The following is a 25740-nucleotide window of genomic DNA, read 5'->3' as shown; positions in this document are numbered from 1 at the left end:
GACCTCTTGCCGGTCCTGCCGGCGGAGTTCTTGCCGGTGCTGTCGCCGGGGCCGCCGGCCGGCCGCTGGTGCTGGTCGTCCGCGACCTGCACCGGCACGACTGGATGCGCGCCGCCGTGGCCCGGGCCCTCGTCGCCCGCCCGGACGCGGTGGTGGTCGAGCTGGGCGTGCCGGCCCTCGTCACAGGCGCCGTGCACGTAGCCACCCACGGCGCGACCCGGGCCGGTGCCCTGGCCGCCGCCGAACTGCTGGCCGGCACGGGACTCGCCGCCGCGATGCCGCTGACCGGCGTGGCCGAGCCCGTGGTCGGCTGAACCCTCTGCCGGAGGGGCTTCGGTGGTGCCTGCTTGCCGGCGGGGTCTGCTGTCCGGCGGTGCCTGTTGCCCGGCGGCGTCTGCGGCTCGGGTGCGGCTGCTGCTCGACGGTGCCTGCTGCTCTGCTTCGGCTGGGCGCGGCCTCGGCTGGGCCCGGCTTCGGCTGGGCCCGGCTTCGGCTGGGCGCGGCGGGATCAGGTGCCGTTGCGGCCGTCAGGGGGCGGGGGTGACCAGGTCCGCGTACTCGGGGTGGCGCTCGATGAAGGCCGCCATGAACGGGCACCTCGGCACCACCCGGCCGCCGCGCTCGCGGACCTGGTCCAGGGTGGCCCGCATCAGCGCCGCCCCGACACCCATGTTCTGGAACTTCGCGTCGACCTCGGTGTGGGTGAAGATCAGCACCTCGCCCCGGGGCAGGTACGCGGTGAACCCTGCCAGCGCGTCGTCGACCAGGATCTCGAAGCGGTGGCGGGCGGGATTGTCCTCGACCAGGAAGCTCACCCGGCCATTCTGCCCCCGCCACCCGCCGCCCGGTCCAATTCACCCCCACTCCGCGCCTGGCGGCGGCCAACTGCTGCGTCGTCAGCCCTGCCCGCTGCTGGCTGCCCCGCCCGCCGCCGGCCCGCTCCCGGCGGCGGGCGGCCTGCCGCCGGTGCGGGGTGTGAGAAGGGTGCCCTTCTCTACCGGAGGCGTTAACAAGGGGCCCTTCCTTGCACGTCGGGCGGGTCGCGGGGGTCTCGTACCCTTGATCGCGTGACGAACCGACGCGGTACCTCCCCGTCCACCCCCACCCGCCGCGCCGCCGGCCTGCTGGCCGGCCTGGCACTCGGCGTCGCCCTGCTCGCCGGGTGCAGCTCCGAGGGCGCCTCCACCGACTGCGCCCTGGACTCCTGCGCGGTGACCTTCGACCGGGGCGTCGAGGCCAGGGCCACCATCCTCGGCGTCGAGGCCAAGCTGGTCGGCGCCCAGGGCGACCAGGTGACCGTCGAGGTCGCCGGCGAGCAGTTGTCGCTGACCGTGGGCCAGCAGGCCACCGAGGTCGGCGGCTTCGCCGTCACCCTGGACAGCGTCACCAACGAGCAGGTCGTGATCCGCGTCTCGCGCAATCCCAACGGCTAGCCAGGGCGCCGCGCGGGCGGTGGCCGACGTTTGGGGATCTCCGCAATCGGAGATTGAGGCGCCATGTCACTCACCCGAAACGCCGAAGCCACCGCCTCGCAGGCCGCGAACAGCCGGTGGCTCGAACTACTCGCCCGGGCCGGTTTCATCGGCTACGGCGTCGTGCACCTGCTGTTCGCCTGGCTCGCCCTGCAGATCGCCTTCGGCGACTCGGGCGGCAAGGACGGCGACCAGACCGGTGCGCTGAGCACCCTGGCCGAGCAGCCGATGGGCAAGTTCCTCTGTGTCGCGATCGCCGTCGGCATGCTCGCCATGGCGATCTGGCAGGCGCTGGAGGCCGCCGTCGGGCACCGCGCCGAGCGCGGCCGGGAGCGGCTCTTCGAGCGGATCGCCTCCGCCGCCCGTACCCTCGTCTACCTCTACTTCGCCTGGACCGCCTGGAAGGTCTTCTCCAACGCCGGGTCGAGCGGTGCCGACCAGCAGGAGGCCCTCACCGGCAAGCTGATGGAGTCCGGCGGCGGTCGCCTGCTGGTCGGCCTGGCCGGGCTGGTGCTCGCCGCGATCGGCGTCGGCCTGGTGATCTACGGCTGGAAGAAGAAGTTCCGCAAGCACCTCAAGACCGGCGAGATGAACGCGCACACCCGGACCCTGGCCCTGCGCCTCGGCACGGCCGGCTACATCGCCAAGGGCGTCGCGTACGGCATCGCCGGCCTGCTGGTGGTCGTCGCCGCGGTCAACTACGACCCGGAGAAGGCCCGCGGCCTCGACGCCGCGCTGCGCACCCTGCGCGACCAGTCGTACGGCCCGTTCCTGCTCGCCCTGGTCGCCCTCGGCATCGCCTGCTTCGGCGTGTACTGCTTCCTCCAGTCCCGGTACCGCAAGGTGTGATCGTCCTGGCCCGGCCGGTCTCGGCCCGGCTTGGCCGACACGGCGGACAGCGGGCACCATTGGGCCTTTGCCCGGATCAAGGGGCCCGCTGAAGGGGGAGAGACACCCGTGCAGAGCTACCTCATGACGATCGTCGCCGCGCTCGCCGCGGCGGCGATCGCCCTTTTCCTCGCCGAGGTGGTGCACCGGACGACCCGTCGGCTCGGCCGACGTTCGTTGCTGATGACCGAGCTGACCGACCACGCGCACCGCCCGTTCCAGGTTGCCGCGACCGTGCTCGCCGTGCAGTTCGCCGTCCGGTTCTCCACCGGCTACGCCGTCGGCACACCGTGGCGGCAGGTGGTGCTGCACGCGCTGGTGCTCGGCATCATCGCCACCCTGTCGTGGCTGGTCGCCTCGCTGCTGGTGGTGGTCGAGGACGTCGCCCTGGCCCGGTTCCGGGTCGACGTGCCGGACAACCGCCACGCCCGCCGCGTGCGTACCCAGGTGGTGATGCTGCGCCGGCTGACCATCGCGGTGATCGTGATCCTCGCCGTCGGCGTGATGCTGATGACCTTCCCGAGCGTCCGGGGCGTCGGGGCCGGCGTGCTGACCTCCGCCGGCGTGGTCGGTGTGGTGGCCGCGCTCGCCGCGCAGAGCCTGCTCGGCAACGTCTTCGCCGGCCTCCAGCTCGCCTTCAGCGACGCGGTACGCCTCGACGACGTGGTGGTCGTCGAGGGGGAGTGGGGCCGCATCGAGGAGCTGACCCTCAGCTACGTCGTCGTGCAGATCTGGGACGACCGCCGGCTGATCCTGCCCACCTCGTACTTCACCAGCAAGCCCTTCCAGAACTGGACCCGTACGGAGGCGGCGGTGCTGGGCACCGCCGAGTTCGACGTCGACTGGTCGATCAACGTGCAGGCGATGCGGGAGGAGCTGCGCCGGCTGGTGGAGGGCAGCGAGCTGTGGGACGGCCGGGTCTGCGTCCTGCAGGTCACCGACGCCACGGGCGGCCTGATCAAGGTGCGGGCGCTGGTCAGCGCGGCGAACGCCGGCAGCCTGTGGGACCTGCGCTGCCTGGTGCGGGAGCACCTGGTCGGCTGGGTGCGGGACCACCGCCCGACCGCGCTGCCCCGGATGCGTGCCGAGGTCGGCGACGCGTCCGGCGCGCTGCCCTGGCAGGCGGTGCAGCCCCGCCGCCCGGCGCGCCGCCGCGCCGAGGCGGACGTGCCCGACGACGCCCGGGTCTTCGGCGGCAGCGACGACGGCGCGGCCCGCAGCGAGGCGTTCGTGGGCCCGGACGAGCCCGCCGCCCGCCCGGACGCCCCGGCCACGCCCGACGACCACGCCCCGGCCTCGTCCGGCAACCACGGCGCAGCCCCGTCCGACAACCACGCCGCCGCCCCGCGCTGACGGCGTGCACGGCGCGACGTGTCCTGTCGCGGCGGCGGGGCGTTGAACCGGCGGGAGGCCGGCCGCCCCGTCGCGGGGCCGGGCGGGGTTTGAACGGCCGTCTCCCGGGGACTGCTGCGCGGCGCGGTCAGTGCGACTGGCCGCCCCGCGCAGGATTGACGGGCGGCGACTCCGGGCATACAGCGCGGTGATGACGAAAGGAGGACAGCATGGCTGACGTCGCGAATCACCGCACGTCGCGGACCGGGAGCGAGCCGTCCACCGCCGAACTCGTGCAGCGGGCCACGGAGCAGGTCTCCCGACTCGTCCGCGACGAGCTGGCCCTGGCCCGGGCGGAGCTGACCCAGAAGGGCAAGCACGCCGGCATCGGGATCGGCCTCTTCGGCGGCGGCGGCGCACTGGCGCTCTACGGCCTGGGCGCGCTGATCGCCGCCGCGATCCTGCTGCTGGCGCTGGTCGTGCCGGCCTGGGCGGCCGCGTTGATCGTCGCGGTGGTGCTCTTCCTGGCGGCCGGGATCCTCGCCCTGGTCGGCAAGAAGCAGGTCGGCCAGGCGGTCCCGCCGGTTCCGGCGGCGGCGGTGCGCAGCGTCCGGGCGGACGTGGACACCGTCACCGCCGCGGTGAAGGACAGGGCACGGGCATGACGGGCGGCGCGAGCAACGGCACCAACGGCACGGGAGACACCGAGGCGCTGCGCGAGGAGATCCGGCGTACCCGGGTGGAGCTCGGCGAGACGATGGAGGCGCTGGCCGCGAAGGCCGACGTGAAGGCCCGGCTGCGCTCCTCCGCCGAGCAGGCCAGAGAGCGGATGCGGGAGCAGGCCGCGCAGACCGTGGCCCGGGTGCGCGGGCAGGCCGCCCAGGGCGCCGAGGCCGCCCGGGAGCGGGCCGCCTCCGGTGCGGAGCTGGGCCGCAGCCCGGTGCCGTGGGCGGCGGTCGCCGCCGGCGCGGTGGCTACCATGATCGTGCTGTTGATCGTCCGGGGGAGGCGCAGGTGAGCAAGGGCATCGGCAGGGCCGCGTACAAGCCTGTCGGGGTGTTGATGGGGTTGGCCGCCGGTGCGGTCGCGGGCGTGATCTTCCGGCAGGTCTGGAAGGTGACGGCCGGCGACGGCGAGGCCCCGAGCGCGACCGACGAGGACCGCGGCTGGGGCGAGATCCTCGCCGCCGCCGCCCTCCAGGGCGCGATCTTCTCGGTGGTCCGCGCGGCCGTCGACCGGGGCGGCGCGGTGGGCGTACGCCGGCTGACCGGCCGCTGGCCCGACTGACCAGCCAGGACAGGCGTGGGCCCCCTTCCCGGGTGACCGGGAAGGGGGCCTTCGTGCGTGCGGGAAGGGCCCGGGAGGTCGGAATTCGGGCGTCCTTCAGGTCACATGTCGAAGAATTTCGTCCGGTAGGCTGTGCAGAGTTTTCGCTACGTGGTTTGCTGTTCCACGCTGTTGCGAGACAGCGTGGGTTGAGAGAAGTCTCCTGCACAGGGGGCCGCCTCAGGCGCCGCTGCTCGAAAACGGCCAATCGGCCGCACGGCGTGCTCGGCCGCCAGTTTTAGAAGGAGATACACATGGCGCAGGGAACCGTGAAGTGGTTCAACGCAGACAAGGGCTTCGGCTTCATCACCGTCGACGGCGGGGGTGCTGACGTGTTCGTCCACTTCTCGGCCATCCAGACCAGCGGCTACCGCACGCTGGAGGAGAACCAGCGGGTGGAGTTCGAGATCGCCCAGGGTCAGAAGGGCCCGCAGGCTGAGCAGGTCCGCCCGATCTGAGCAGCCGTGGCCGGCCCGCCGGCCGAGGGGATGATCCGACCCGGATCAAGTCAAGCCCCGTGTCCCGTTCGGGATGCGGGGCTTTTCACGTGCCCGCCCCACCCCGGGGCGATCCCGCCGGGACCGGGTCGCGACCCGCCTCCCCACCACCGTGGGCCGGCGGTCAGGGGCGGCGGCGTCGGGCGCGCAGGCCGTACCAGAGGGCCGCGAGTCCGATCAGGACCAGCACCGGGCCGAGCAGTGCCCAGATCCGCTGGTCGGTCATCATGCTCCCGCCGACGTAGCCGAGGCCCTGCACCGTCCAGACGGCGCCGACGACCATCGCGAGCAGGCCGAGGGTGAGCCGGAGCCACCCCTTCATCGCGTCCCCCCTCCGCTCACCGGCCGGGCCCGCCGGCCCGGTCCAGCATGCGCGTCGTTCCAGCATCCGCGTCGTCACCGCGGTTCGCGAGCACCGCCGCCGGGCGGGTCACCACCGGTCGTGCACCTGCGGCCGGATCAGCTCGTCGTAGGTGTCCCGCACGGCGGCCAGCTCGTCGGGCGTCAGCGGCGCGAGGCCGGCCGTGGCGGCGTTGCGCCGGGCCTGCTCGGCGTCGCGGGCACCGGGGATGACCACCGTGACGCCGGGTTGGTCGAGCACCCAGCGCAGCGCGAACTGGGCCATGGTGCGGCCCGTGCCGACCAGCGGGGCGAGCCGGCGCACGGCGGCCAGCCCGGTGCCGAAGTCCACCCCGGAGAACGTCTCCCCGACGTCGAACGACTCGCCGTGGCGGTTGTAGGTGCGGTGGTCGTCGGGGGCGAAGGTGGTGTGCTCGTCGTACCGGCCGGAGAGCAGGCCGCTGGCCAGCGGCACCCGCGCGATGATGCCGACCCCGGCGGCCGAGGCGGCCGGCAGCACCCGGTCGAGGGGCTTGAGGCGCAGCGCGTTCAGGATGATCTGGACGCTGGCCACGCCGGGCCGGGCGATCGCGGTGAGCGCCTGGTCGCAGGTCTCCACGCTGACCCCGTACGCGGCGATGCGCCCGTCGGCGACGAGGGCGTCGAGGGCGTCGAAGACCCGGTCGTCGGAGAACACGGCGGTGGGCGGGCAGTGCAGCTGGACCAGGTCGAGGGTGTCCACGCCGAGGTTGGCCCGGGACCGGTCGGTCCAGGCCCGGAAGTTCTCCGCCGTGTACGCCTCCGGCCGCTGCTCGACCCGGCGGCCCATCTTCGTCGCCACGGTCAGCCCCGCGTCGGGGCGGGACCGCAGGAACCGCCCGATGAACTGCTCGCTGCGCCCGTCGCCGTAGACGTCGGCGGTGTCGACGAACGTGACGCCCGAGTCCACGGCGGCGGCCAGGACGGCCATCGCGTCGGCCTCGTCGACCCGTCCCCAGTCCGCGCCGAGCTGCCAGGCGCCGAGCCCGACCACGCCGACGTGCCGTCCGAGCCGGGTAAAGGTGCGCTGCTCCATGCCCCGAGCCTAGTGATCGGCTTGTCCGGCCGTGCGGCGGGCCGTACCTTGAAACAAGACGGACGTACGGTTTGGAGGCGCGATGTGGGATCCGGCGACGTACCTGCGCTACCGCGACGAGCGGGGCCGGCCCTTCCACGACCTGCTCGCGCGGGTCCCGGCCGAGCGGCCGAGGGCCGTGGTGGACCTCGGCTGCGGGCCCGGGACGCTGACCGCCAGCCTGGCGGCCCGCTGGCCGCACGCCCGCGTCGCCGGCCTCGACGCCTCGGCGGAGATGATCGACCGGGCCGTCGCGCTGGACGCGCCGGTGGACTTCGCGGTCGGCGACGTGCGCGACTGGCGGCCCGCCCCCGACGTCGACGTGGTGGTCAGCAACGCGCTGCTGCAGTGGGTGCCCGGCCACCGGGAGCTGCTGACCCGGTGGGCCGCCGCGCTCGCCCCGGCGCTGCGCGAGGATCCGGTCGACGACGCGGTCGGCTACGCCACGCTGCTGACCCGGGCCGGCTGCGCGGTCGACGCCTGGGAGAGTACGTACGTGCACCTGCTGCCGGCCCCCGCCGACGCCGACCACCCGGTGCTGACCTGGATGGAGGGCACCGCCCTGCGCCCCGTCCGGGCGGCCCTGGACGACGCCCGGTGGGCCGACTTCCGCGCCCAGCTCGCCGCCCGCCTCGCGGCGGCGTACCCGGTCCGGCAGGGGCGGGTGTGCTTCCCGTTCCGCCGCGTGTTCGTCGTCGCCCGCACCGGTGCCCGCCCGCCGCACCCTCCCGAGGAGAGCCCGTGACCGACCTGTCCGCCTTCATCGCCGGCCTGCCCAAGGTGGAGCTGCACGTGCACCACGTCGGCTCCGCGTCGCCGCGCATCGTGGCCGAGCTGGCCGCCCGCCACGAGGGGGCCAGCCCGGTGCCGGCGGACCCGGACGCCCTCGCCGACTACTTCGCCTTCCGCGACTTCGCCCACTTCATCGAGGTCTACCTCAGCGTGGTGGACCTGGTCCGCGACCCCGAGGACGTCTGGATCCTCACCCACGAGGTGGCCCGCGAGCTGGCCCGCCAGCAGGTCCGGTACGCCGAGCTGACCGTGACGCCCTACTCGCACGTGCGCCGGGGCATCCCCGCCCCGGCGTTCTGCGAGGCCATCGAGGACGCCCGCAAGCGGGCCGAGGCCGACTTCGGCATCGCCCTGCGCTGGTGCTTCGACATCCCCGGCGAGGCGGGGCTGCCGGCCGCCGAGGAGACCCTGCGGATCTGCCTCGACGAGCAGCCCGCCGGCCTGATCAGCTTCGGCCTGGGCGGCCCCGAGATCGGCGTGCCCCGGCCCCAGTTCACGCCGTACTTCGACCAGGCGCGGGCGGCCGGGCTTCGCTCGGTCCCGCACGCGGGCGAGACCACCGGCCCGCAGACCGTCTGGGACGCGCTGCGCGACCTCGGCGCGGAACGCATCGGCCACGGCATCTCCGCCGCCGACGATCCCGAGCTGCTGGCCCACCTGGCGCAGCACCGCATCGCCCTGGAGGTCTGCCCCACCTCCAACGTGCGCACCCGGGCTGTCGCCTCGCTCGACGTCCACCCGCTGCCCCGGCTGGTCGAGGCCGGTGTGCTGGTCACCATCAACTCCGACGACCCGCCGATGTTCGGCACCACCCTCAACGACGAGTACGCGGTGGCGGCCCGGCTGCTCGGCCTCGGCCCGCAGGGGCTGGCGGCGCTGGCCACCGACGCGGTGACCGCGTCGTTCCTGTCGCCGGGGGAGAAGGCGCGGCTGGCCGGCGAGATCGACGGCTACCTGGCCGCGTCGGCCGGCTGACCGGGGGCTTGTCGGCCCGCCGGAGCGCGGGCCGACAAGCTCCCGGATCCGGGCTGGCGCGCGGCGGGAGGAGGTTGTGGGGGGACCGCACTCCCGCCGCGCGCACGGCTCCACCGACCGGAGGAGATCCCGGAATGGCCGGTGGAACTGATGGGTTCGCCCCCGATCCTGCCACCGCGCGCCCGGCGTGCCGCCGTGGTTAATCCGGATCTAAGGAAGACTTGCGTCTGCGCACAACCGGCCGCGCCCCGGGCCGGCGGCTGGCCAGCCGCAGCGCAGCCGGGGTGGTCAGCCGTCCGACGGGCGTCGGCGGGTCCAGCGGCGGCCCTCGGCCTTCGGCTCCCGCGCGTCGCGGGCCATCCGCCCGACCAGGCCGAACCGGTTGACCTGCCGCGGGACGGCCTCCGGGTCGGCCAGCAGCATCACCACGCTGGCCCCGCCGAGCCGGGCCCGGTCGATGCTCACCGACCCGTTGGCCTGCAACGCCACCCGCTTGGCGATGTCCAGGCCCAGGCCGGTGGAGCCCTGGTCGCTGGCGCCCCGGGCGAGCGCCCGGTCCGGGTTGGCGATGCCGGGGCCGGCGTCGTCGATGCGGATCGCGACATACCCGTCCCGGCGGGAGACCGCCACCTCGAACGCGGTGCCCTGCGGGGTGTAGCGGAACACGTTGCCGATCACCGCGTCGAGCGCGGCGGCCAGCTCGGCGCGCGGCACCGGCGCCGGGATGCGCAGCTGCGCGCCGCTGACCCGGTGCGGCCGGTTCTGGTCACCGGCGAGGGCCGACCAGAACACCATCCGGTCCCGGACGACCTCGCTGACGTCGCACATCGCCGGCCCGGCCTCGTGCGCGACCGCCTTACGGGTCGTGTTGATCAGCACGTCGATCTCGCCTTCCAGGGTGACGATCGCCTGCCGGATCCGCCGGATCGCGCGCCGGCGGTCCAACTCCGCCTCGGTGAACGAGCCGACGCTGGTGTCGTCGGAGTCCAGCCCGTCGGCGTCGAGCCGCAGCACCGTCAGCGGGGTACGCAGCCGGTGCGACAGGTCGGCCACCAGTTCCCGCTCGTCGGTGCGGGCCGCCACCAGCCGGTCGGCCATCCGGTTGAACGCGTACCCGGCCTCGGCCAGCTCGCGCGGGCCGGTCGGCTCGACGCGTACCCCCAGGTCGCCGTCGCCGACGGCGAGGGCCGCCTGCACGAGCCCCCGGGTCGAGTCGACCGTGCGGGCCGCGACCCGGTCGACCACCAGCACGGCGGCGCCCACCAGCGCCAGCGCCACGGCCGCGAGCAGCAGCCACCGGCCCGTGGCGCCCTCGTCGAGGGTGGCGTCCGGGACGAACACCTCGACCACGGCCACCGAGTCGCCCAGCACCACCGGGTCGAGCCGCAGCACCCCGCCCGGCACGTCGGTGACCACGGAACGCCGGTCGGCGGCGGCCCGGGCCAGCGCGGCCCCGTCGGCCCGGCCGGCCGCGTCGTCACCGCCCAGCCCGTGCACCACGGGCCGGGTCGCCGGGTCGTCGCCGCTGGCCTCGACGGCGCGTTGGACGACGGGCGGTTCGGTGCTGACCGCGAGGGCCCCGGTGACCAGCGCGCTGCGCCGGGCGGCGTCCGCGATGGCCTCCTCGCGGGTCCGCTCGCCCAGGCTGATGCCGAGGGGGATGAGGAACGCGAGCGCGACGAGGGTGCACATGCCGGCCGTGAGCCAGGCCAGCGCGCCCCTCAGTCCGGGGCCACCAACCGGAAGCCCACCCCCCGCACGGTGCGCAGGTAGCGCGGCTTCGCCGCGGACTCGCCCATTTTGCGACGCAGCCAATACAGATGAACGTCGATGGTCTGGTCCTCGCCGACCGACGGCTGCCGCCATACCTCCTCCAAGAGTTCCCGGCGGGACACTACCCGCCCGGGCCGGGCGGCGAGATACGCCAACAGGTCGAATTCCTTGCGGGTCAGCGCGAGGGGCACCCCGTCGAGCAGGGCGCTGCGCTCCCCGACGTCCACCCGCAGGCCGCCGACGGTGTGCACGGCCGGCTGCACCGTCCGGCTGGCCCGGCCCGCCCGGCGCAGCACGGTGGTGATGCGGGCGTCCAGGTGCGCGCCGGTGAACGGCTTGACCATGTAGTCGTCCGCGCCCGCCCGCAGCAGCCGCACCACCGACTGCTCGTCGTCGCGGGCGGTGGCGATGATGATCGGCACGTCGGTGATCCCGCGCAGCATCCGCAGGGCGTCCGAGCCGTCGAGGTCGGGCAGGCCCAGGTCCAGCACCACCAGGTCGGGGGTCTGGGCCGCGACCCGGCGCAGCGCGTCCAGCGCGGTGCCCACGGCGTGCACGGCGTGCCCACGGTCGGCGAGGGACCGCAGCATCGCGCCGCGTACGACGTGGTCGTCTTCGACCAGGAGCACCGTGGCCACGTCAGCACCGTACTCGCGATGGCAAGCGGGCGCGTTGCGGCGCACCCGGCGACCGGGCAAGCTGGTACGGCCATGCCATTCACGCTCTTCGCGGACACCCGTGCGGCGCTCGCCCGGGACAGCCTGCACGGCCTCTCCGTCGGCGACGCCCTCGGCTCGCAGTTCTTCGTGCCGGGCCGGCGGCCCGGCGACCTCGCCGCCGGCCGGTTCCCGCCGCCGCCGTGGCAGTGGACCGACGACACCGAGATGGCCTGCTCCGTGGTGGCCGAGCTGACCGAGGTCGGTGAGATCGACCGGGACCGGCTGGCGCTGGCCTTCGCGCACCGCTGCGAGCCGTACCGCGGCTACGGGCCCGGCGCGGTGACCATCCTGCGCCTGATCCGCACCGGCACGCCGTGGCCCGTCGCCGCGGCCTCCGCGTTCGACGGGCAGGGCTCGTGCGGCAACGGCGCGGCGATGCGGGTCGGCCCGCTCGGTGCGTGGTTCGCCGACTCGACCCGGCAGGCGGCGGCCCAGGCCCGGGCCTCCGCCGAGGTCACCCACGCCCACCCGGAGGGCATCGCCGGCGCCGTCGCGGTCGCGGTGGCCGCCGCCCTGGCCACCCGGGCCCGCCTCGACGGGGACCGCCCGCCGCCGTCGCGGCTGCTCGCCGCGGTGGCCGCGGCCCTCGACCCCGGCGAGGTGCACCAGGGGGTACGCCGCGCGGCCGGCCTGTTCGGCCGCCCCCTCGCCGTCGCCGTGGACGCGCTCGGCAACGGCTCCCGGGTGACCGCGCAGGACACGGTGCCGTTCACGCTCTGGGCGGCGGCGACGCACCTCGACGACTACCCGGCCGCGATCCGGGCCTGCGTCGAGGCGGGCGGGGACGTCGACACCACGGCCGCCATCGTCGGGGCGGTCGTGGCCGCCCACACCGGCGTCGGCACGCCGGGCGGCGTACCCGCCGACTGGCTCGCCGCCCGCGAGCCCCTGCCCGACTGGCTCGCCTGACCGCCCGTCGCCGCCCCCACCCCGCCGCCTGGCCACCCGCTGCCTGGCCGGTCTACCGCCCCACCGGCTGCGGCTCCTCCAGCGCTCCGACGGTTGCGGGCGTGGCCCCGGCGGTTTCGGGCGTGGGCTTGTCGGTTTCGGGCGTGGGCTTGTCGGTTCCGCGCGTGGCCTCGGCGGCGTCGGTGACCTCGTCCCCGCCGGGCGGCGTCGGGTCGCCGTCGAGGATCCGGCGCAGCTCGTCGCCCTCGGGCGCGGTCACCCCCACCGGGTCGGTCCGTCGCCGCCATCGGGTCGCCAGCCAACCGAGCGCCGCGCCCCCGCCGAGCCCCGCGACCAGCCCCGCCGCCAGCAGGGCATCGGTGAACCCACGGTCGCCCGCGGCGTCACCGTCCGACAGGGCGACGGCCGGCGTGGGAGCCTCGCCGGCCGCCGTCGTGTCGGACGGGCCCCCGCCGTGCGCGCCGGTGGCCCCGTCCCCGCCGTGGCCGCTCGCCGCCGGCAGCAGGGTCAACACCGGTGCGGGCCGCGCACCGCCGGCCGGGTCCGCCCAGCGCACGACCGTGCCGTCGGAGTACGTCTGCACCACCTCGAACACCATCCGGTCGGCCTGGGGCAGCGGCCCCATCGAGACGGCGAGCCGGGCGGGGCCGGCGGGCGCGCCCTCGGCCCGGGTCCAGACCACCGAGGCGGTGGCCGTGTCCATCGTCGTGCCGTGGATGCCGGGGATCGGCTCGGGCAGCTTCCGCGTGGTGATCCGGGGCGCCCAACCGGGCACCGACATCGGGTACGCCTCGCCCACGGGCGCCGCCGCCGGCAGCCGCAGCTCGACCCGATCGGTCCGGGTGCCCGGGCGCTCCTCGGGCACGACGATCTCCAGCCGTACCGGGTCGCCCTGGCGGGCCTGCTCGGGGGTGCTCGTCACGTCCGCCGCCAGCGCCGTGCCGGCCCAGCCCAGCGTCGCCGCGACGACGGCCAGGACGGCCGACGCCGACATCCGGAGCCCTCGCTTGTGCCTACGGATCATCGCCACCCTCGACCCTGCCCTTCGTCTTCCTCCGGCCGCTTCCGACACCGGCCCCACCCGGTAGTTCGGCTGGCGCGGCCGAAAGGTTCAATCCGACACCCGCTCGTGCCCGCTCGTGCCCGCCCGCCGGCCCGCCCGTGCCCGCCGCCGCCGTGCGCCGCGTCGCCCGGCCCTCGGCGTTAATAAGGGGCCCTTCCACTACCGAATGCGATAAGAAGGGGCCCTTCCTTGCCCGCTAGCATCAGCGGGGGCGGCCGGTCGGCCGCTGTTTGTCGTCCTCTGGAGGAGTCACCGTGTCCGCACCCCGTACCCCCGTCGTGGCCGACCCCGTCGTCGTCGCCGCCGGGACGACGGCGGCCGACGCGGTGGCCGCGGCCGGGCTGCCGTCCGCCGGCCCGAAGGCGGTCGTCGTGGTCCGCGACCCGCAGGGCAACCTGCGCGACCTGGACTGGGCGCCCGCCGAGGAGACCGTCGTCGAGCCGGTCGCCCTCGACACCCCGGACGGGCTCAACGTGCTGCGCCACTCGACCGCGCACGTGCTCGCCCAGGCGGTGCAGGACGTGTTCCCCGACGCGAAGCTCGGCATCGGCCCGCCGATCGAGAACGGCTTCTACTACGACTTCGCCGTCGACAAGCCGTTCCAGCCCGACGACCTGGCGAAGCTCGAGAAGCGGATGCAGGAGATCGTCAAGTCCGGGCAGCGGTTCCGGCGGCGGCGGTTCGCCAGCCTCGACGAGGCGAAGGCCGAGCTGGCCGCCGAGCCGTTCAAGCTGGAGCTGATCGAGGTCAAGGGCGAGGGGCTGGACTCCTCCGAGGTGATGGAGGTGGGCGGCGGCGAGCTGACCATCTACGACAACCTCGCCGCCAAGGAGGACAAGGTCTGCTGGTCGGACCTGTGCCGGGGCCCGCACCTGCCGAACACCCGGCTGATCGGCGCGTTCAAGCTGATGCGGTCGGCCGCCGCGTACTGGCGGGGCAGCGAGAAGAACCCGCAGCTGCAGCGGGTGTACGGCACCGCCTGGCCGACCCGCGACGAGCTGAAGGCGTACCTGAAGCTCCTGGAGGAGGCCGCCCGCCGCGACCACCGCAAGCTCGGCGTCGACCTGGACCTGTTCAGCTTCCCCGACGAGCTGGGCTCCGGCCTGGCGGTCTTCCACCCCAAGGGTGGGATCATCCGCCGGGAGATGGAGAACTACTCGCGGATCAAGCACGAGCAGGCCGGCTACTCCTTCGTCAACACCCCGCACATCACCAAGGGGCACCTGTACGAGGTCTCCGGGCACCTCGACTGGTACGCCGACGGCATGTTCCCGCCCATGGAGGTCGAGGGCGCGAACTACTACCTCAAGCCGATGAACTGCCCGATGCACGACCTGATCTTCCGGTCCCGGGGCCGCTCCTACCGCGAGCTGCCGCTGCGGATGTTCGAGTTCGGCACGGTCTACCGGTACGAGAAGTCCGGTGTGGTGCACGGCCTGACCCGGGTGCGGGGCATGACCCAGGACGACGCGCACATCTTCTGCACCGAGGAGCAGATGGCCGGGGAGCTGAAGTCCCTGCTCGCCTTCGTGCTCGAACTGCTGCGCGACTACGGCCTGGACGACTTCTACCTGGAGTTGTCGACCCGCAACCCGGAGAAGTCGGTCGGCACCGACGAGAACTGGGAGCGGGCGACCGAGGCGCTGCGCTCGGCGGCGCAGGAGTCCGGCCTCAACCTGGTGCCCGACCCGGGCGGCGCGGCCTTCTACGGACCGAAGATCTCCGTGCAGGCCAAGGACGCCATCGGCCGGACCTGGCAGATGTCCACCATCCAGGTCGACTTCAACCTGCCGGAGCGCTTCGGCCTGGAGTACCAGGCGGCCGACGGCACCCGGCAGCGGCCCGTGATGATCCACCGCGCGCTGTTCGGGTCGATCGAGCGGTTCTTCGGCGTGCTCACCGAGCACTACGCGGGGGCGTTCCCGGCCTGGCTGGCCCCGGTGCAGGTGGTGGGCATCCCGATCCGCGAGGACCACACCGACTACCTGCACGGGTTCGTGGCGGCGCTGCGCGCCGAGGGCATCCGGGCCCAGGTGGACGCGGGCGACGACCGGATGCAGAAGAAGATCCGCAACGCCCAGCAGCAGAAGATCCCGTTCATGGTGATCGCCGGGGACGACGACGTGGCCGCCGGCACGGTGTCGTTCCGCTACCGGGACGGCTCGCAGCGCAACGGCGTGCCGGTCGACGAGGCGGTGGCCCACGTGCTCGACGTGGTCAACTCCCGCACCAACGCCGGCCCGTCGGCCCAGGTGTAAGGAAGGGCCCCCTCTTAACGCATTCGGTAGAGAAGGGTCCCCCTCTCACGGCGGTCGCCGGTGAGCCGCTCGGCGGCTGCCGGGCGAGGGGGACCCTTCCTGCCCAGGGCGGGTCAGATGCCGCAGCTCGGGGCCGACCAGCCGCCCGCCGCTCCGACGTGGACGTGGTCGTTGTGGTCGGGGTAGCCGGGGCCGAGGATCTGCGCGAATCCGTGGTTGCGGGCCTGCTGGGCCAGCCGGCACAGCGAGTGCGGGCCGGAGCCCATGTCGACGCCGTCGCCGTAGAGGTGCCGGCTGTTGGACGCGCCGCCGACCGCGCTGTTGCAGGCGTAGCTGCGGAAGCCGCTGGTGATCCGGATCGACTGGTCGCCGAGGGCGTGCCGCAGGGCCTGGAGCTTCCACATCGACACGAGCGCGTTGAACCGCGCCGTGCTCGCCGACACGGCTCCACCGGACCAGTCGCTGTTGCAGTTGTTCAGCTCGGCGTAGCTGAAGTTGACCGGCGTGCAGTCGTCGTCCTGGAGCGCGTACAGCAGGTTGAAGGTCTGCGGGCCGGCGGAGCCGTCGGCGGAGAGGCCGTACGCCTGCTGGAAGCGGATCAGCGCCGAGCGGGTGGCCGGGCCGAACGAGCCGTCGAGGCCGAGGACCGCGCCGTAGCCGGGGTAGCCGGCGAGGCGGATCTGGAGCTGCCGGACGTCCTCGCCGGTGGCGCCGGAGGTCAGCGCCCGGCCCCAGGTGTAGCACCCGTCGGCGTGCGCGGCGCCGGTCGTCACGGTCAGCCCCACCAGGGTGGTGGCGGCGGCGAGAGCGCAGGCGGCCAGGGCCCTGCCGAGCCGGCGGAGTGCGGTCTTCACGTGATCTCCCATCGACGATTGTCGAGCTTCCTCCTGACTGGAAGCTTCATTGATCAACGTCTCTTCGTCAAGATTCTTCACCCCCTATCCGCCGCCGGGACCGTAGGATCGACGGCGTGACAGGGGAGGAACGGCACACGGGCAACGGCATGACCGACGGGCTGGAACGGCTCTGGACTCCGCACCGGATGACGTACGTCTCCGGTTCCGACCGCCCGGAGGGCGGCTACGACAAGCCCGGCGGCTGTCCGTTCTGCCTGGCCCCCGGCCTGCCGGCTGAGGAGAGCCTGGTGGTGGCCCGGGGCGAGCGGGTCTTCGCGGTGCTCAACCTCTACCCCTACAACCCGGGGCACCTGCTGATCTGCCCCTACCGGCACGTGCCCGACTACACCGACCTCGACCTCGCCGAGACCGCGGAGCTGGCGGCCTTCACCCAGACCGCGATGCGGGTGGTGCGGCGGGTCAGCAACGCCCACGGGTTCAACCTGGGGATGAACCAGGGCGGCGTCGCCGGGGCCGGCATCGCCGAGCACCTGCACCAGCACGTGGTGCCCCGGTGGGGCGGCGACGCCAACTTCATGCCGGTGATCGGGCGGACGAAGGTGCTGCCCCAGCTGCTCACCGACACCCGCGACCTGTTCCGCCACGCCTGGCCGAGCTGACCCTGCGTGGCCGGGTCGTCTCGTTCCGGTGAAACGGCCGCCCGCGGCGGCGCTCCGAGTGGCACGATCTGGCGGTGGCAGTGACGACACGGACATTGGGCCGCAGCGGCATCGGGGTCAGCGCCCTCGGCATGGGCTGCTGGGCCATCGGCGGCCCCTGGGCCGAGGGCACCCAGCCGCTGGGCTGGGGCGCGGTCGACGACGCCGAGTCGATCCGCGCGGTCTGCCGGGCGCTCGATCTCGGCGTGACCCTCTTCGACACCGCCGACACGTACGGCGCCGGGCACGGCGAGCAGGTCCTCGGCCGGGCCCTCGCCGGCCGCCGCGACGAGGCCGTGATCGCCACCAAGTGGGGCTACACGTTCGACCCCCCGACCCGCCAGGCCACCGGGCAGGACGCCTCGCCGGCGCACCTGCGCCGGGCCGTGGTCGACTCGCTGCGTCGCCTCGGCACCGACCGCATCGACCTCTACCAGCTGCACCTGGGCGACCTGCCGGTGCCGCGCGCGCAGGCGCTCTTCGCGGCCTGCGACGACCTCGTCGCCGAGGGGCTGATCCGGGCGTACGGGTGGAGCACCGACCGGGTGGACCGGGCCGACGCCCTCGGCCAGGGCGCCCGCCTCGGCACCGCCGTGCAGCACGACCTGTCCGTGCTGCGCGACACCCCCGACATGCTCGCCGTCTGCGACAAGTACGACCTGGCCAGCATCAACCGCGCCCCGCTGGGCATGGGCCTGCTCACCGGCAAGTACGCCGCCGGCTCCACCCTGCCCCGCGACGACGTGCGGGGGGCGACGGCGACCTGGCTGGAGTGGTTCCGCAGCGGCCGGCCCGCCCCGGAGTGGCTGCGCCGGGTCGGCGCGGTCCGGGCGGCGCTGACCGCCGACGGCCGCACCCTCGCCCAGGGGGCGCTGGGCTGGCTCTGGGCCCGCAGCGACCGCGCGATCCCGATCCCCGGCTGCCGCACGGTCGCCCAGGTGGAGGAGAACGCCGCCGCCATGGCCCTCGGCCCGCTGGCCCCGGACCACTTCGCCGAGGTGGAACGCCAACTGGCGGCGCTGCGGTCGGCGGCCCTGCGCTCCGCCGACCGCCCCTACTGGCCCATGCCGCCGACCCCGCCCACCCGCCCCTGACCGCGGGTCAGTGGGTGGGGGCGGGCTCGTAGCGGGCGAACCGGCGGCGGAAGGTGCCCGTTCCGGAGGTGAGCGAGCGCAGCTCGACGGCGTAGCGCAGCAGCTCGACGGCCGGCACCTCGGCGCGCACCAGCGTCTGCCCCTCGGCGTCCGGGTCGGGCTCGGTGCCGAGCACCCGGCCGCGCCGGCCGGCCAGGTCGCCCAGCACCGCGCCGACGGCGTGCCCCGGCACCCGCACGACCACCTCGTCGATCGGCTCCAGCAGGACGGGCTGGCCCTTCTCGGCGGCGTCGCGCAGCGCGAGCGCCCCGGCGGTCTGGAACGCCGCGTCGGAGGAGTCGACGCTGTGCGCCTTGCCGTCGACCAGGGTCACCCGCAGGTCCACCACCGGGTGCCCGGCGACCAGGCCCCGCTCCAGCTGCGCCCGGACGCCCTTCTCCACCGACGGGACGTACTGGTGCGGCACCGCGCCGCCGACGACCCGGTCGACGAACTCGAACCCCGCGCCCCGGGGCAGCGGCTCGACCTCGATGTCGCAGACGGCGTACTGGCCGTGGCCGCCGGACTGCTTGACGTGCCGGCCGTGCCCCTTCGCGGGCGCGGCGAGGGTCTCCCGCAGCGGCACCCGCACCGGCTCGGTGTCCAGCTCGACGCCGCCGCCGCGCAACCGGTCGAGCACCACGTCGGCGTGTGCCTCGCCCATGCACCACAGCACGAGCTGGTGGGTCTCCGGGTTGCGTTCCAGCCGCAGGGTCGGGTCGCCGGCGACGAGCCGGGCCAGGTTGCGGGCCAGCGCGTCCTCGTCGGCGCGGCTGCGCGCGACGACGGCCACCGGCAGCAGCGGCTCGGGCATCTCCCAGGGGGCGACCAGCAGCGGGTCCTCCTTGGCGGAGATGGTGTCGCCGGTCTCCGCGCTGCCCGACTTGGTGACCGCGCAGATGTCGCCGGCCACGCACGCGCCCACCTCGCGCAGGCTCGCGCCCAGCGGGGTGTAGATGTGCCCCACCCGCTCGTCGGCGTCGTGGTCGGGGTGCCCCCGCTCGGCCATGCCGTGGCCGGCGACGTGCACGGTCAGCTCGGGGCGCAGGGTGCCGGAGAAGACCCGGACCAGCGACACCCGGCCGACGTGCCGATCCACGGTCGTGCGGACCACCTCGGCCACGAGCGGCCCGGACGGGTCGCAGGTCAGCGGCGGCCGGGGCGAGCCGTCGACCCCGGTGACGGCGGGCAGCTCGTGCTCCAGCGGCGAGGGGAACGCCGACACCAGGCCGTCGAGCAGCACGTCCAGCCCGACCCCGGTGGCCGCGCAGACCGGCAGCACCGGGTGGAAGTGCCCCCGGGCGACGGCCTTCTCCAGGTCGGCGACCAGCACGGCGGTGTCGATCTCCTCGCCGGCGAGGTAGCGGTCCATGAGGGACTCGTCCTCGCTCTCGGCGATGATGCCCTCGATCAGCTCGTTGCGGGACTCGGCGATCGCCGGCAGGTGCTCCGGGTCCGGCTCGCGCACCTGCGCCGGCAGGCCGGCGGTGTAGTCGAAGACCCGGCGGGTGACGAGGCCGAGCAGCCCCGCCACCGACTCGCCGTCGTCGCCGAGCATGGTCAGGTGCAGCGGGAGCACGTTGTCGCCGAAGACCCGCTGGCACAGCGCCACGGCCTCGTCGAAATCGGCGCGCGGGTGGTCCAGCCGGGTCACCGCGACCGCCCGGGGCATGCCGACGGCGGCGCACTCCTCCCACAGCGCGGCGGTGGTGGCGTCCATCCCGTCGACGGCGGAGACCACGAACAGGGCGGCGTCGGCGGCCCGCAGGCCGGCGCGCAGCTCGCCGACGAAGTCGGCGTAGCCGGGGGTGTCCAGCAGGTTGATCTTGACGCCCTGGTGCACCAGCGGGGCGCAGGCCAGGCTCACCGAGCGCTGCTGGCGCACCGCCGCCGGGTCGTGGTCGCAGACCGTGGTGCCGTCGGTGACCGAGCCGGCCCGGCCGATCGTGCCGGTGGCGGCGAGCAGCGCCTCGACCAGGGTCGTCTTGCCCGCCCCGGAGTGCCCGACGAGCACCACGTTGCGTACCCCGCCGGGCTCGGTGACCGTCGGCGCGCCGCCGGCGGCCCCCTTGTCCTGACTCTTCTGCGCCATGGGGCGCACCTCCCTTGGCCGGTGGTGGGTGACGACCGCCGCGCGCGACGGGAAGCGGCCCGATGCTGCTGCCGCGGCGACATCCTCCGGTGATCGGCTGCACGACTGATACGGGACGGTCCGGCGGGTGAGCAAACTCACCCACACACCCGATCTCACACCTCTTGCGGAGCCGGCACAAGACTTCCCCGGGCGGGTCGGCGACCGGGGCGTACCGCCGTGGGGTGCCGGCCGTTATCGTGGGACCGCCATGGCGAAGATCTTCCAAGTGTCGGCCCGCGCGGGGATGACCCGCGTCGTCGAGCCGATCGCGCGCCGCCTGCTCCGCGCAGGCGTGACCCCGAACGCCGTCACCGTGACCGGCACCCTCGGGGTGCTCGTCGGCGCGCTCGGCCTCGGCGCCCGCGGCCACCTCGTCGCCGGCGCGCTGGTCGTGACGTTCTTCGCGCTCACCGACCTGCTCGACGGCACGATGGCCCGGATGAGCGGCGGCTCGACGCGGTTCGGCGCATTCCTCGACTCGAGCATGGACCGGGTCGCCGACAGCGCCGTCTTCGGCGCGGTCGCCTACTGGCTGGCCACCCAGGGCGACCACGCCGGCGTCGCCGCCGCGCTGCTCTGCCTGGCCGCCGGGGGCCTCGTCTCCTACGTCAAGGCCCGCGCCGAGGGGCTCGGGATGACCTGCAACGTCGGCATCGCCGAGCGCACCGAGCGGCTGCTCATCGTCGGCGTCGGCGGCCTGCTCACCGGCGTCGGCGTCCCGTACGCCCTCCAGGTCGCGCTCTGGCTGCTGGCCGCCGTCTCGATCTTCACCGTGGGGCAGCGGATGGCCCACGTCTACCGGCAGGCCCAGGCGAACACGCCGAGCGGGTCCCGGGGGTGAACCTCACCGAGCTGGGCTACGTCGCCGGCTGGCGCCTGGCCCGCGCGCTGCCCCGGCCCGTCGTGGCCGCGGCCTTCCGGGCGGGCGCCGACCGCGCCCACCGCGCCGGCGGCGGGGGTACGGCCCGACTGCGCGCCAACCTGCGCCGGGTCGTCGGCCCCGAGCTGCCCGAGGCGGAGCTGGACGACCTGGTCCGCCGGGGCCTGCGCTCCTACGCCCGCTACTGGATGGAGGCGTTCCGGCTGCCGTCGCTGAGCCGCGAGCAGATCCTCACCGGGTTCCGGCTCGCCCCCGACGGCGTCGACCGGCTCGCCGCCGACGTGGCCGCCGGCCGGGGCGCGGTGGTGGCGCTGCCGCACGCCGGCAACTGGGACGCCGCCGGCGCCTGGGTGGCCGCCACCGGCTGGCCGATCACCACGGTCGCCGAGCGGCTCAAGCCCGAGGCCGTCTACCAGCGCTTCCTCGCCTTCCGCCGGGGCCTGGGCATGGAGATCCTGCCCACCCACGGCGGGGACCGCCCCGCCTTCGACGTGCTGGTCGACCGGCTGCGCAGCGGCGCGGTGGTGCCGCTGCTGGCCGACCGGGACCTCTCGGCCCGGGGGATCGAGGTCGACTTCTTCGGCGCGCGGACCCGGATGCCCGCCGGCCCGGCGCTGCTGGCCATCCGCACCGGCGCGCCGCTCTACGTCGCCTCGATGTGGTACGAAACGGACGCCGCGTGCGCCTCGATCGCCGGCCCGCTGCCCCTGCCCGACGCCGACAGCGGGCCGCTGGACCAGCGGGTCCGGGTGCTGACCCAGCACATTGCCGACGGTCTGTCGGCGGGCATCGCCCGGCATCCGGAAGACTGGCACATGTTGCAGCGGATGTGGCTGGACCAGCGCGGCACCGGCGACGACGGGTCCCGGCCCGCCGCCGGCCCGCCGGCCGCCACCGGGACGGCCTGAGGCGAAGGGGCGCGGGAATGCGGATCGGCATCGTGTGCCCATACTCCTTCGACGTGCCTGGCGGGGTGCAGAACCACGTGATGGACCTGGCGGAGGCGCTGCTCGGGCTCGGGCACGAGGTGAGCGTCCTCGCCCCCGCCGACGAGGACTCCCCGCTGCCGCCGTACGTGGTGCCGGCGGGCCGGGCCGTGCCGCTGCCGTACAACGGGTCGGTGGCCCGGATCGCGTTCGGCCCGGTCTCCTCCGCCCGCGTCCGGCGCTGGATCGCCCGGGGCGAGTTCGACGTGCTGCACGTGCACGAGCCGCTGACCCTCAGCCTGTCGATGCTCGCCGTGCTGTCGGCCAAGGGGCCGGTGGTGGCGACCTTCCACACCGCGATGACCCGGTCCCGGGTGCTCGCCGCCGCCCAGGGCGTGCTCCAGATCGTGCTGGAGCGGATCACCGCCCGCATCGCGGTCAGCGCGCTGGCCCGCAAGGTCCAGGTCGAGCACATGGACGGCGGTGCCGTGGAGATCCCCAACGGCGTCACCGTCGCCAAGTTCAGCCACGCGGCACCGCTGCCCGGCTGGCCCGGGGAGTGCGGGCCCGGCGAGGGCGGCACGCTGGGCTTCCTCGGCCGGTTCACCGAGGCCCGCAAGGGCTTCCCGATCCTGCGCGACGCGTTCGTCGAGCTGGCCGGCACCCGGCCCGGGCTGCGGCTGCTGGTCGCCGGGCCGGGCGACCCGGACGACCTGTTCGACCGGTTTCCCGCCCCGCTGCGCGACCGGGTCACGTTCCTCGGCCTGGTCTCCGAGGCCGACAAGGCGCGGATGCTGCGCAGCGTCCACCTCTACGTGGCCCCGAACACCGGCGGCGAGTCGTTCGGCATGATCCTCACCGAGGCCCTGGCCGCCGGCACGACCGTGGTGGCCAGCGACCTCGACGCGTTCCGCCGGGTGCTCGACGGTGGCCGGGCCGGGCAGCTCTTCCCCACCGGCGACGCCGCGGCGCTGCGGGCGGCCCTCGCGGCGCTGCTCGACGATCCGGCGCGGCGGGCCGAGCTGACCGCCTGCGGCGACCAGGTGGTGGCGCACTTCGACTGGCCCGTGGTCGCCCGCCGGGTCCTGGAGGTCTACGCGGCGGCGATCGAGGCGACCGACGGGCGGGTCATCGACCAGGAGTGGGCGGGGCTCGGCTGAGTGGTGTGACCGGGGTGGCTTCCGTGACGGGAGTGACCGCCGGCCGCGTCGGCCGCACCCCGGACGAGGCGAACGGAGCAGCACTACGATGCCGGGCATGTGGTGGGTGGTGGGCGCGAGCCTGGTCGTCGGGCTCGTCGCGGCGTACCTGATCTGGACCGCCGGCCGGGTCGAGCGGCTGCGCGTCCGCGCGGAGTCCGCCGCCCGGGCCCTCGACGCGCACCTGCTGCGCCGCGCCGCGGCGGCGGCCGTGCTGGCCGAGCGGCGCTACGGCGTGGAGCTGTACGCGGCGGCCCGGATCGCCCTCGACGCCGAGCCGCAGGAGCGGGAGGCCGCCGAGAACGACCTCACCCGGCAGTTGCGGGCGGTGCGGCTGGACCCGACCGAACCGGACTGCGAGGCGGTGATCGCCGCGAGCCGGCGGCTCGCGCTGGCCCGCCAGGTGCACACCGACCTGGTCCGCGACGCCCGGTCCGCCCGGGGCCGACCCCTGGTGCGGCTGTTGCGGATGGGGCGACGGCACCCCTGGCCGCGCTACTTCGACATCGACGACCCGACCCTGGAGCTCCCGGCCGACGTGCCCGCCTGAGCCGCGCCGGCCGGGTGACGACGGCCACAGGGCAGGCCACCGTGGGTCTGATTGGCTGTCGGAGCGGCGTTACGCCCGTCGTAGCATTCAGCTAGCCGCCACCCCCCGAGCACGCCGAGGAGCGATGACCCGTGCCCGAAACCACCTCCCCGAACGCCAGCGCCACCCCCGTCGTCGGGACCGCCCGCGTCAAGCGCGGCATGGCCGAGATGCTCAAGGGCGGCGTGATCATGGACGTGGTCACCCCCGAGCAGGCCAAGATCGCTGAGGACGCCGGCGCCGTCGCGGTGATGGCCCTGGAGCGGGTCCCCGCCGACATCCGCGCCCAGGGCGGGGTGTCCCGGATGAGCGACCCCGACATGATCGACGGCATCATCGACGCCGTGTCGATCCCGGTCATGGCCAAGGCCCGCATCGGCCACTTCGTCGAGGCCCAGGTCCTGCAGGCCCTCGGCGTGGACTACGTCGACGAGTCCGAGGTGCTGACCCCCGCCGACTACGCCAACCACATCGACAAGTGGGCGTTCACCGTCCCCTTCGTGTGCGGGGCGACCAACCTGGGCGAGGCGCTGCGCCGGATCACCGAGGGCGCGGCCATGATCCGCTCCAAGGGCGAGGCCGGCACCGGCGACGTCTCCAACGCCACCATGCACATGCGCAAGATCCGCCAGGAGATCGCCCGGCTGCGCTCCCTGCCGGCCGACGAGCTGTTCGTCGCGGCCAAGGAGCTCCAGGCGCCGTACGAGCTGGTCCGGGAGGTCGCCGAGACCGGCAAGCTCCCGGTGGTGCTGTTCACCGCCGGCGGCATCGCCACCCCGGCCGACGCGGCGATGATGATGCAGCTCGGCGCGGAGGGCGTCTTCGTCGGCTCCGGCATCTTCAAGTCCGGCAACCCTGCGCAGCGCGCCGCGGCGATCGTGAAGGCCACCACCTTCCACGACGACCCGGACGTGCTGGCCAAGGTCTCCCGGGGCCTCGGTGAGGCGATGGTCGGCATCAACGTCGACGAGATCCCGCAGCCGCACCGCCTGGCCGAACGCGGCTGGTGACGCGCAAGGAGGGGCCCCTTGTTAACGCATTCCGCATAGGAAGGGCCCCTTCCTAACAACCAGCCGAGGAGAGGAGCGAACGTGACGGCAGCACCCGCCATCGGTGTGCTCGCGCTCCAGGGCGACGTCCGGGAACACGTGGCGGCCCTGACCGGCGCGGGCGCGCACGCCCGCCCCGTACGCCGGCCGCAGGAGCTGGACGCGGTCGACGGCCTGGTCATCCCGGGCGGCGAGTCCACCACGATCAGCAAACTCGCCGACATCTTCGACATGCGTGAGCCCATCGACAAGCGGATCGCCGCCGGCATGCCGGTCTACGGCTCCTGCGCCGGCATGATCATGCTGGCCGCCGAGGTGCTCGACGGCCGCCCCGACCAGCGGGGCTTCGCCGGCATCGAGATGACCGTCCGGCGCAACGCGTTCGGCCGGCAGGTCGACTCGTTCGAGGCCCCGGTGACGATCGCCGGGGTCGAGGGGGAGCCGTTCCACGCGGTGTTCATTCGGGCGCCCTGGGTCGAGCGGGTCGGCGCCGGCGTCGACGTGCTCGGCGAGGTGACCGAAGGGCCGGCCGCCGGGCGGATCGTCGCGGTCCGGCAGGGCAACCTGCTGGCCACCTCCTTCCACCCCGAGCTGACCGGCGACCTGCGGCTGCACCGCTACTTCGTGGACCTGGTGCGCGCCGCCTGAGCCGTGGCCGAGGGGCCCGCCCGGACGACCGGGCGGGCCCCTCGGCACGTGCGCCGTCGGGCGTGCCGGTGCCGGGTGTGACACCGGCGCACCCCACCTCGGTAGGATTGCCGCGGTTCGGCAGGGCTCCGCGCCCGCCGCGGCCATCCACGCAGAGCCGACCGGCCCGT

The 25740-nt window shown here is 74.6% G+C and carries 26 protein-coding genes and 2 pseudogenes; 20 read left to right on the top strand and 8 right to left on the bottom strand.

What is annotated here, in order from left to right:
• Window positions 1–44: 44 nt before the first annotated feature.
• Window positions 45–314, top strand: a pseudogene (locus tag GA0070558_RS35205) (hypothetical protein); the annotation flags it as partial.
• A 213-nt stretch (window positions 315–527) separates the two neighbouring features.
• Here GA0070558_RS35205 and GA0070558_RS14955 read toward each other — a convergent pair.
• Window positions 528–815 carry a GNAT family N-acetyltransferase gene (locus tag GA0070558_RS14955; protein WP_043962894.1) on the bottom strand — a complete coding sequence of 96 codons (288 nt, stop codon included), beginning with the start codon at window positions 813–815 and terminating at the stop codon, window positions 528–530.
• A 252-nt stretch (window positions 816–1067) separates the two neighbouring features.
• Between GA0070558_RS14955 and GA0070558_RS14950 the strand changes: the two genes are divergently transcribed.
• The 7 genes and pseudogenes from GA0070558_RS14950 to GA0070558_RS14920 all read left to right on the top strand — a co-directional run bounded on the left by GA0070558_RS14950 (window position 1068) and on the right by GA0070558_RS14920 (window position 5476).
• The gene (locus GA0070558_RS14950) at window positions 1068–1433 is read left to right on the top strand and encodes a hypothetical protein (protein ID WP_091279956.1); all 366 of its coding nucleotides are present in this window, start codon (window positions 1068–1070) and stop codon (window positions 1431–1433) included.
• A gap of 63 nt (window positions 1434–1496) precedes the next feature.
• The gene (locus GA0070558_RS14945; RefSeq protein WP_091279953.1) at window positions 1497–2321 is read left to right on the top strand and encodes a DUF1206 domain-containing protein; all 825 of its coding nucleotides are present in this window, start codon (window positions 1497–1499) and stop codon (window positions 2319–2321) included.
• A gap of 108 nt (window positions 2322–2429) precedes the next feature.
• A pseudogene (locus GA0070558_RS14940) lies at window positions 2430–3611 on the top strand (mechanosensitive ion channel family protein); the annotation flags it as partial.
• A 311-nt stretch (window positions 3612–3922) separates the two neighbouring features.
• A complete protein-coding gene (locus GA0070558_RS14935) occupies window positions 3923–4357 on the top strand; it encodes a phage holin family protein (protein ID WP_091279950.1) in 435 nt (144 codons plus the stop codon).
• On the top strand, window positions 4354–4710 hold the full coding sequence (locus GA0070558_RS14930) for a DUF3618 domain-containing protein (RefSeq protein ID WP_091279947.1): 357 nt from the start codon (window positions 4354–4356) through the stop codon (window positions 4708–4710). Before GA0070558_RS14935 ends, GA0070558_RS14930 begins: the two co-directional genes overlap by 4 nt.
• Entirely contained in the window at window positions 4707–4979 is a 273-nt protein-coding gene (locus GA0070558_RS14925) for a DUF4235 domain-containing protein (protein ID WP_043962900.1), read from the top strand. Before GA0070558_RS14930 ends, GA0070558_RS14925 begins: the two co-directional genes overlap by 4 nt.
• Window positions 4980–5272: 293 nt before the next feature.
• On the top strand, window positions 5273–5476 hold the full coding sequence (locus GA0070558_RS14920) for a cold-shock protein (RefSeq protein ID WP_007075740.1): 204 nt from the start codon (window positions 5273–5275) through the stop codon (window positions 5474–5476).
• Window positions 5477–5639: 163 nt separating this feature from the next.
• Here GA0070558_RS14920 and GA0070558_RS14915 read toward each other — a convergent pair whose 3' ends face one another.
• Window positions 5640–5837, bottom strand: a complete 198-nt coding sequence (locus GA0070558_RS14915; RefSeq protein WP_077937234.1) for a hypothetical protein — start codon at window positions 5835–5837, stop codon at window positions 5640–5642.
• Between the two features lie 108 nt (window positions 5838–5945).
• Complete coding sequence (locus tag GA0070558_RS14910) at window positions 5946–6929, bottom strand: aldo/keto reductase (protein ID WP_091279944.1); 984 nt, start codon at window positions 6927–6929, stop codon at window positions 5946–5948.
• 82 nt (window positions 6930–7011) lie between these two features.
• Between GA0070558_RS14910 and GA0070558_RS14905 the strand changes: the two genes are divergently transcribed.
• Window positions 7012–7713, top strand: a complete 702-nt coding sequence (locus GA0070558_RS14905; RefSeq protein ID WP_091279941.1) for a methyltransferase domain-containing protein — start codon at window positions 7012–7014, stop codon at window positions 7711–7713.
• The gene (locus GA0070558_RS14900) at window positions 7710–8735 is read left to right on the top strand and encodes an adenosine deaminase (protein ID WP_091279936.1); all 1026 of its coding nucleotides are present in this window, start codon (window positions 7710–7712) and stop codon (window positions 8733–8735) included. Before GA0070558_RS14905 ends, GA0070558_RS14900 begins: the two co-directional genes overlap by 4 nt.
• A 288-nt stretch (window positions 8736–9023) precedes the next feature.
• Here GA0070558_RS14900 and GA0070558_RS14895 read toward each other — a convergent pair whose 3' ends face one another.
• Window positions 9024–10427 (bottom strand): HAMP domain-containing sensor histidine kinase, encoded by a 1404-nt coding sequence (locus GA0070558_RS14895; protein ID WP_176734217.1) that lies wholly within the window; start codon window positions 10425–10427, stop codon window positions 9024–9026.
• Between the two features lie 29 nt (window positions 10428–10456).
• Window positions 10457–11146: a response regulator transcription factor gene (locus GA0070558_RS14890; protein ID WP_043962905.1), complete on the bottom strand. Its 690-nt coding sequence runs from the start codon at window positions 11144–11146 to the stop codon at window positions 10457–10459.
• A gap of 72 nt (window positions 11147–11218) precedes the next feature.
• On the opposite strand from GA0070558_RS14890, the gene GA0070558_RS14885 reads away from it, so the two are divergent.
• On the top strand, window positions 11219–12136 hold the full coding sequence (locus GA0070558_RS14885; RefSeq protein ID WP_091279934.1) for an ADP-ribosylglycohydrolase family protein: 918 nt from the start codon (window positions 11219–11221) through the stop codon (window positions 12134–12136).
• Between the two features lie 52 nt (window positions 12137–12188).
• Here the strand turns inward: GA0070558_RS14885 and GA0070558_RS14880 are convergent, their stop codons facing one another.
• Window positions 12189–13160 carry a YcnI family protein gene (locus GA0070558_RS14880; RefSeq protein ID WP_091279931.1) on the bottom strand — a complete coding sequence of 324 codons (972 nt, stop codon included), beginning with the start codon at window positions 13158–13160 and terminating at the stop codon, window positions 12189–12191.
• Window positions 13161–13453: 293 nt separating this feature from the next.
• On the opposite strand from GA0070558_RS14880, the gene thrS reads away from it, so the two are divergent.
• Window positions 13454–15457 (top strand): threonine--tRNA ligase, encoded by a 2004-nt coding sequence (thrS, locus tag GA0070558_RS14875; protein WP_091279928.1) that lies wholly within the window; start codon window positions 13454–13456, stop codon window positions 15455–15457.
• 113 nt (window positions 15458–15570) lie between these two features.
• Here thrS and GA0070558_RS14870 read toward each other — a convergent pair whose 3' ends face one another.
• Window positions 15571–16311 carry a D-Ala-D-Ala carboxypeptidase family metallohydrolase gene (locus GA0070558_RS14870; RefSeq protein WP_256091947.1) on the bottom strand — a complete coding sequence of 247 codons (741 nt, stop codon included), beginning with the start codon at window positions 16309–16311 and terminating at the stop codon, window positions 15571–15573.
• Between the two features lie 149 nt (window positions 16312–16460).
• Here GA0070558_RS14870 and GA0070558_RS14865 point away from each other — a divergent pair, with 149 nt between their 5' ends.
• Complete coding sequence (locus GA0070558_RS14865) at window positions 16461–16973, top strand: HIT family protein (protein ID WP_091279922.1); 513 nt, start codon at window positions 16461–16463, stop codon at window positions 16971–16973.
• A 74-nt stretch (window positions 16974–17047) separates the two neighbouring features.
• Window positions 17048–18106 carry an aldo/keto reductase gene (locus GA0070558_RS14860; RefSeq protein WP_091279917.1) on the top strand — a complete coding sequence of 353 codons (1059 nt, stop codon included), beginning with the start codon at window positions 17048–17050 and terminating at the stop codon, window positions 18104–18106.
• A gap of 7 nt (window positions 18107–18113) precedes the next feature.
• Here GA0070558_RS14860 and GA0070558_RS14855 read toward each other — a convergent pair whose 3' ends face one another.
• On the bottom strand, window positions 18114–20237 hold the full coding sequence (locus GA0070558_RS14855) for an elongation factor G-like protein EF-G2 (RefSeq protein WP_091279914.1): 2124 nt from the start codon (window positions 20235–20237) through the stop codon (window positions 18114–18116).
• A 250-nt stretch (window positions 20238–20487) separates the two neighbouring features.
• On the opposite strand from GA0070558_RS14855, the gene pgsA reads away from it, so the two are divergent.
• The 6 genes from pgsA to pdxT all read left to right on the top strand — a co-directional run bounded on the left by pgsA (window position 20488) and on the right by pdxT (window position 25570).
• A complete protein-coding gene (gene pgsA / locus GA0070558_RS14850; protein ID WP_077937242.1) occupies window positions 20488–21120 on the top strand; it encodes a phosphatidylinositol phosphate synthase in 633 nt (210 codons plus the stop codon).
• A complete protein-coding gene (locus tag GA0070558_RS14845) occupies window positions 21117–22067 on the top strand; it encodes a phosphatidylinositol mannoside acyltransferase (RefSeq protein ID WP_077937243.1) in 951 nt (316 codons plus the stop codon). Before pgsA ends, GA0070558_RS14845 begins: the two co-directional genes overlap by 4 nt.
• A 17-nt stretch (window positions 22068–22084) precedes the next feature.
• The gene (locus GA0070558_RS14840) at window positions 22085–23245 is read left to right on the top strand and encodes a glycosyltransferase family 4 protein (protein ID WP_091279910.1); all 1161 of its coding nucleotides are present in this window, start codon (window positions 22085–22087) and stop codon (window positions 23243–23245) included.
• A gap of 97 nt (window positions 23246–23342) precedes the next feature.
• Window positions 23343–23834: a hypothetical protein gene (locus GA0070558_RS14835; RefSeq protein WP_043962915.1), complete on the top strand. Its 492-nt coding sequence runs from the start codon at window positions 23343–23345 to the stop codon at window positions 23832–23834.
• Between the two features lie 131 nt (window positions 23835–23965).
• Entirely contained in the window at window positions 23966–24883 is a 918-nt protein-coding gene (pdxS, locus tag GA0070558_RS14830) for a pyridoxal 5'-phosphate synthase lyase subunit PdxS (RefSeq protein ID WP_091279907.1), read from the top strand.
• 81 nt (window positions 24884–24964) lie between these two features.
• Window positions 24965–25570, top strand: a complete 606-nt coding sequence (gene pdxT / locus GA0070558_RS14825) for a pyridoxal 5'-phosphate synthase glutaminase subunit PdxT (protein ID WP_091279904.1) — start codon at window positions 24965–24967, stop codon at window positions 25568–25570.
• Window positions 25571–25740 lie beyond the last annotated feature (170 nt).

The sequence above is a fragment of the Micromonospora haikouensis genome (assembly GCF_900091595.1).
GTDB lineage: Bacteria > Actinomycetota > Actinomycetes > Mycobacteriales > Micromonosporaceae > Micromonospora > Micromonospora haikouensis.
This window is presented reverse-complemented; position numbering and strand designations above follow the sequence as displayed.